This window comes from Streptomyces sp. NPDC127119, assembly GCF_042677425.1.
In the GTDB taxonomy this organism is placed as follows: Bacteria; Actinomycetota; Actinomycetes; order Streptomycetales; family Streptomycetaceae; genus Streptomyces.
Genome location: NZ_JBHXTO010000126.1, coordinates 20,493 through 27,136 on the forward strand (window position 1 = coordinate 20,493; position 6,644 = coordinate 27,136).

Consider the following 6,644-nt stretch of genomic DNA (forward strand, 5'->3'; position numbering starts at 1 on the left):
TCCGTCCGGTCACTCCCAGCTAGTAGGGTGACGGGCCCGGGGACCCGCCCCCCAAGCTCTCGGCTGCGCTTGAGCAGGGAGGTTGCCCCGGATGCCGGACGAGAGGTGGGGTACGGGGATGGGCGTCGGCACGAGCGGTGCGCAGAGAGCGCTGCGGGCACACGAGGTGCGGAGCGCTCCCGCGCCCCGGCACGCCGAGCCCGCGGAACTCGGCATCGACCCCGACGACCTCCCCGACGGCCTCGTGATCGCCGACGAACGCGGCCGGGTGATCTGCTTCAACGCCGCCGCCGCCCGGATCACCGCCACCCCCGCCGCCGAGGCCCTCGGCCACCATCTGGAGCGGGCCCTGCCGCTGGAGGACCTCGAAGGCCGCCGCTGGTGGCAACTCACCGATCCGTACGGCGGACTCGCGATCCGCGTCGGACAGCCCGAGCGCAACCTCCTGCTGCCGGGCGGCCGGGAGGTCCTGGTCACGGCACGGTACGTACGGGTGCGGCCCACCGGCCCGGTCCGCCGGGTCGTCGTCTCGCTCCGCGACACCGAGGGCCGCCGACGCACCGAGCGCAGCCACGCCGAGCTGATCGCCACGGTCGCCCACGAACTGCGCTCACCGCTCACCTCCGTCAAGGGCTTCACCGCCACACTGCTCGCCAAGTGGGAGCGCTTCACCGACGACCAGAAGAAGCTGATGCTGGAGACGGTCGACGCGGACGCCAACCGGGTCACCCGCCTCATCGCCGAGCTCCTCGACATCTCCCGCATCGACTCCGGGCGCCTGGAGGTACGGCGTCAGCCGGTGGACATAGGCGCCGCCGTCGGCCGCCACATCCAGGCGTACGTGGCCTCAGGACAGTCCGCCGACCGCTTCCTGCTGCGCATCGGCCAGCCGCTGCCCGACCTGTGGGCCGACCCCGACAAGGTCGACCAGGTGCTCAGCAACCTGCTGGAAAATGCGGTGCGGCACGGCGAGGGAACCGTCACCATCGACGTAGCGCCCGCGCCCTCGCCCCGTGAAGGGGAAGAGGTCTGCACGTCGGTCACGGTGAGCGACGAAGGCCCCGGCATCCCGGAGGAGTCCATGAACCGCGTCTTCACCCGCTTCTGGCGGGGCAGCAAGCGCGGCGGCACCGGCCTCGGGCTGTACATCGTCAAGGGCATCGTCGAAGCCCACGGCGGCACCATCACCGTCGGCCGCGCCCCCGAGGGCGGCGCCGAGTTCCGATTTACGCTGCCCGTGGGGACCCCGGCGTATCTGCAGTAACGCCGAAGCGGCCCCACGGGCGCATCCGCACACCCGGCCCGGCCCGGACCAGGCGTCCGAGCCGGGCGCTCACCCCCGTTAGACTTGGCCTTTGGCACTTTTGCGTCCCCATTTCAGGGACAGGGCTTTTCAGGGACACAGCGTCCCGCGAGTCGCGACGGGGACCGTCGGCCAACCAATCGGAAGCACGGGAAGAGATGTCGGCACCGAACAAGTCGTACGACCCTGTTGAGGTCGAGGCACTGAAACCGGAAGAGATCGAGCGCATGCGGGACGAGGCGCTCGCCGCCTTCGCCGCCGCCGGTGACCTCGACACGCTCCAGGAGGCCAAGGTCGCCCACACCGGTGGCGCCTCGCCGCTGGCCCTCGCCAACCGCGAGATCGGCGCCCTGCCCCCGCACGCCAAGGCCGCCGCCGGCAAGCTCGTCGGCCAGGCCCGTGGCGCGGTGAACAAGGCACTCGCCGCCCGCCAGGTCGAACTGGAGGCCGAGCGGGACGCCCGTGTGCTGGTCGAGGAGGCCGTGGACGTCACACTGCCCCACGACCGGGTACCGGCCGGCGCCCGGCACCCGCTGACCACCATGATGGAGCGGGTCGCGGACGTCTTCGTGTCCATGGGATACGAGATCGCCGAGGGCCCCGAGGTCGAGGCGGAGTGGTTCAACTTCGACGCCCTCAACTTCACCCCGGACCACCCGGCCCGGCAGATGCAGGACACCTTCTTCGTGCAGGGCCCGAACGGCTCGAAGACCTCCGAGGGCTCCAAGGGCTCCAAGGACACGGACGGCGAGTCCGGTGTCGTGCTGCGCACCCACACCTCGCCGGTGCAGGCCCGCGCCATGCTGGACCGCGAGCCGCCCGTCTACATCGTGTGCCCCGGCCGCGTGTACCGCACGGACGAGCTGGACGCCACGCACACCCCGGTCTTCCACCAGATCGAGCTGCTCGCCATCGACGAGGGCCTGACCATGGCCGACCTCAAGGGCACCCTGGACCACATGGTCCAGTCGCTCTTCGGCGCCGACATGAAGACCCGGCTGCGGCCGAACTTCTTCCCCTTCACCGAGCCGTCCGCCGAGATGGACATGCTCTGCTACGTCTGCAGGGGCGAGTCCGTCGGCAACCCCGACCGCCCCTGCCGCACCTGCTCCAGCGAGGGCTGGATCGAGCTGGGCGGCTGCGGCATGGTCAACCCGCGGGTGCTCGTCGCCTGCGGTGTGGACCCCCGGAAGTACAGCGGATTCGCCTTCGGGTTCGGCATCGAGCGGATGCTGATGTTCCGCCACAACGTCGAAGACATGCGAGACATGGTCGAGGGTGACGTCCGGTTCACCCGGCCGTTCGGGATGGAGATCTGATGCGGGTCCCGCTTTCCTGGCTGCGGGAGTACGTCGACCTCCCCGCCACCGAGACCGGCCGCGACGTGCAGGCCAGGCTCGTCTCCGCCGGCCTTGAGGTCGAGCGCGTCGAGCAGCTCGGCGCAGGCCTCAAGGGGCCGCTCGTCGTCGGCAAGGTGCTGACCATCGAGGAGCTGGAGGGCTTCAAGAAGCCCATCCGCTTCTGCACCGTCGACGTCGGCGCCGCCAACGGCACGGGCGAGCCGCAGGAGATCGTCTGCGGCGCCCGCAACTTCGCCGTCGGCGACAAGGTCGTCGTGGTCCTGCCCGGCGCCGTCCTGCCCGGCGACTTCGCCATCGCCGCGCGCAAGACCTACGGCAAGACCTCGCACGGCATGATCTGCTCCGGCGACGAGCTGGGCATGGGCGACGACGGCAGCGGCGGCATCATCGTCCTGCCGCCCGAGCACGAGGTCGGCACCGACGCGATCGAGCTGCTGGAACTGGTCGACGAGGTCCTCGACATCGCCGTCACGCCCGACCGCGGCTACGCCCTGTCGATGCGCGGCGTGGCCCGTGAGACCGCCACCGCCTACGGCCTCGACCTGCGCGACCCGGCGCTGCTCGACGTGCCCGGCCCGAACGCCTTCGGGTACCCGGTCCACGTCGCCGACCCGCTGGGCTGCGACCGCTTCACCGCGCGGACCGTCACCGGTCTGTCGCCCGAGGCGAACTCCCCGATCTGGCTGACGCGCCGCCTCCAGAAGGCGGGCATGCGCCCGATCTCGCTGGCCGTCGACATCACCAACTACGTGATGCTGGAGCTGGGGCAGCCCCTGCACGCGTACGACCGCTCCCGTATCCAGGGTGCGATCGGTGTGCGCCGGGCCGAACAGGGCGAGAGGCTCACCACCCTCGACGGCGCCAAGCGCACGCTGGACGCCGGAGACCTCGTCATCACCGACGACCGCGGGCCCATCGGCCTCGCGGGTGTCATGGGCGGGGCCAACACCGAGATCGACGACACCGAGGGCACCACCACCGAGGTCGTCGTCGAGGCCGCGCACTTCGACCCCATCTCCATCGCGCGCACGGCCCGCCGGCACAAGCTGGCCTCCGAGGCGTCCAAGCGCTTCGAGCGGGGCGTCGACCCCGAGGCCGCTGCCGCCGCCGCCCAGCGCACGGTCGACCTGCTGGTCCTCCTCGCGGGCGGCACCGCCGACGCGGGTGTCACCCAGGTCATCTCCCCGTCCGCGCCGCACACCATCACCATCCCGGCGAACCACCCGGACAAGGTCGCGGGCGTCGACTACGGCCGCGAGACCGTCGTACGCCGCCTCCAGCAGGTCGGCTGCGACGTCTACGGCCAAGACGAGCTGATCGTCACCGTGCCGTCGTGGCGGCCCGACCTCACCGACCCGAACGACCTCGCCGAAGAGGTCATCCGGCTCGAGGGCTACGAGAACCTGCCCTCGACCCTGCCCAAGCCCCCCGCGGGCCTGGGCCTGACCGACCGGCAGCGGCTGCACCGCCGGGTCGGCCGCGCGCTGGCCGGCGCCGGGTACGTGGAGGCGCTGAACTACCCGTTCATCGGCACCGAGGTGCTCGACCAGCTCGGCCTGGACGCCGACGACCCCCGCCGCACCGTGGTGACGCTCGCCAACCCGCTCTCCGACGAAGAGCCCGCGATGCGTACGACGCTGCTGCCGGGGCTCCTCGGCGCGCTGCGCCGCAACGACGGCCGGGGCTCGCACGACCTGGCGCTCTTCGAGACCGGACTGGTCTTCCGGCCGACCGGCCAGGAGCACAGGGCCGAGCGGCTGCCCGTCGACCGCCGGCCCACCGACGAGGAGATCGCCGGGATCGACTCCGCGCTGCCGCGTCAGCCGCGCCGCGCCGCCGTCGTCCTCGCGGGCGCCCGCGAGCAGGCCGGCTGGTGGGGCAAGGGGCGCCCGGCCGACTGGGCGGACGCCGTCGAGGCCGCGCGTACCGTCGCCCGGGAGGCCGGTGTCGAACTGACCGTGCGCGGTGACCGGCACGCTCCCTGGCACCCGGGGCGCTGCGCCGCGCTGTACGTCACGGTGAACGGCGAGGAGACGCTCGTCGGGCACGCCGGTGAGCTGCATCCGCGGGTCGTCAAGGCGCTGCATCTGCCGGAGCGCAGCTGCGCCATGGAGATCGAGCTTGATCTCCTGGAGCAGGCGGGCGCGGGTGTGCCGGCCGCGCCGCGCATCTCCGCGTTCCCCGTCGCCACGCAGGATGTCGCGCTCGTCGTCGCGCGCGACGTACCGGCCGCGGACGTCGAGGCCGCGTTGCGTGAGGGCGCGGGTGAACTCCTGGAGTCCGTGCGGCTGTTCGACGTGTATGAGGGGGAGCAGCTCGGTGAGGGGCGGAAGTCGCTCGCCTACGCGCTGCGCTTCCGTGCGGGGGATCGCACGTTGACCGTGGACGAGGCGTCCGCTGCGCGGGACTCGGCGGTTGCCCTCGCGGGCGAGCGTGCGGGGGCTGTTCTGCGCAGTTAGCTCCGCTGGTTCGGCGGGGTGGGGGGTGGGACTGCGGGTCGTTCGTCGGGTGCGGGTCCGATGTGGCTGGTCGCGCCCACGCGGCGGAGCCGCACATCGATACAGTCCCGCGCCCCTGAAGGCACAGGGCGTCTCCTGGTGGAGGCGCCCTTTGTCTTGTTTGTGGGGGGCTCACTCATTTGGGTGACAAGTGTGGGGGGTTCGGGGTCGGCGGGGGACGGGGTCGACAGAATCGACCCGGCCGATGAGGCCGGTGCCTGTGCTGGAGAGGGCCTAGGGGGGCCGTCGGCATGATCCGTTTCAAGGCTGGGGTGCCCCGTCGGGCGGGGCACCGGGGGAAACACCCGACCTTCGGTCGTACCAGGGCCGCCGCCCGCCGCCGGCAGCGGCTGCGCCGTCTGCTCGCGCTGGGCCTGCCCACCGCCTGGGGCGCGGTGGCGATCACCTACAAACTGGCCTGTCCGCTCGCCCAGCAGAACGGGCTCGGCGCGCGGATCGCCACCTGCGCCGTGTTCTTCGCCGTCGGCACGGGGTTGATCCTGCACGTCAGACGAGGGCTGCTGCGGGAGTTGCGGCAGATCCGCAGAGTGGCGGGGGCCGCCCAGGGCGTTCTCCTGCGCCCGCTGCCGCCGAGCGTCGACGGGCTGAACGTCGCGGCCGCCCAGGTGTCCGCGGACCGCGGGGCCGCCGTCGGGGGCGACCTGTACGAGGTGATCGGCACGGAACACGGCGTCCGGGTCGTGATGGGCGACGTCCGCGGGCACGGACTGGCCGCCATCGGGACCGTCGCCGCCGTACTGGGCAGCTTCCGCGAGGCCGTCCACGACGAACCCGAACTCCCCGGCGTGCTGCGGAAACTGGAGCGGGCCATGGCCCGGCACCTCAGGGAGCGCGCCAAGGCCGAGCACCCCTCGTCCGGGCCGTCCGGGCCCGACCCCGACAGCCCGGTCGCCGAGGAGTTCGTCACCGTACTGCTGCTGGAGATCGGCCGCGACGGCGAGATGCGCGCCCTGAACTGCGGGCATCCATGGCCGTATCTGCTGCGCGGGGGCGGGGCCGGGAGCGGGGACCGGGTGGAGCATCTGGGGTTCGGGGATCCGCTGCCGCCGCTCGGGGCCTTCCCGCTCCCCGCCGAACTGCCCGTCACCCGCTGCGGACCTCTGCTGCCGGGCGAGGCACTGTTCCTCTACACGGACGGTGTCGAGGACGCCCGCGACAGCACCGGCCGCTTCTTCCCCCTCCCCACCGCCCTGACCGAGGCGACCCGCACCCACCCGACCTCGCCCCAGGAGGTCCTGGGCACGGTCTTCACCCAACTGCTGGCCCACGCGGGCGGTTTCCCGACGGACGACGTGGCCCTCTTGGTGGTGGCCAACGGCAGAACCCAGGTTCGGGCAGCCCACCGAGAGCAACTGGCAACGCCCCTCTAGGTCCTGTCGTCAAATTCCCGACGTCCGCCCGGAGGGCGGGCCGGGCGGCGTCTGGTGCGTGCTCTCGGTGTGCCGGGCGGAAGCCCTCGTA

General features: G+C 72.3%; 4 protein-coding genes. All 4 read left to right on the plus strand.

All coding sequences use genetic code 11. The features are described from left to right. The first annotated feature begins 118 nt into the window (after positions 1-118). The 4 genes from ACFVH5_RS34985 (at position 119) to ACFVH5_RS35000 (ending at position 6,553) form a co-directional block, all read left to right on the plus strand. The gene (locus ACFVH5_RS34985) at positions 119-1,264 is read left to right on the plus strand and encodes an ATP-binding protein (protein ID WP_385837703.1); all 1,146 of its coding nucleotides are present in this window, start codon (positions 119-121) and stop codon (positions 1,262-1,264) included. Between the two features lie 197 nt (positions 1,265-1,461). Then, a complete protein-coding gene (pheS, locus tag ACFVH5_RS34990; protein WP_385837699.1) occupies positions 1,462-2,622 on the plus strand; it encodes a phenylalanine--tRNA ligase subunit alpha in 1,161 nt (386 codons plus the stop codon). Next, positions 2,622-5,123, plus strand: coding sequence for a phenylalanine--tRNA ligase subunit beta (pheT, locus tag ACFVH5_RS34995; protein WP_385837700.1), 2,502 nt, complete (start codon positions 2,622-2,624; stop codon positions 5,121-5,123). The genes pheS and pheT overlap by 1 nt, the downstream gene beginning before the upstream one ends. Positions 5,124-5,413: 290 nt before the next feature. Beyond that, positions 5,414-6,553: a PP2C family protein-serine/threonine phosphatase gene (locus ACFVH5_RS35000; protein WP_385837701.1), complete on the plus strand. Its 1,140-nt coding sequence runs from the start codon at positions 5,414-5,416 to the stop codon at positions 6,551-6,553. The last annotated feature ends 91 nt before the right edge of the window (positions 6,554-6,644 follow it).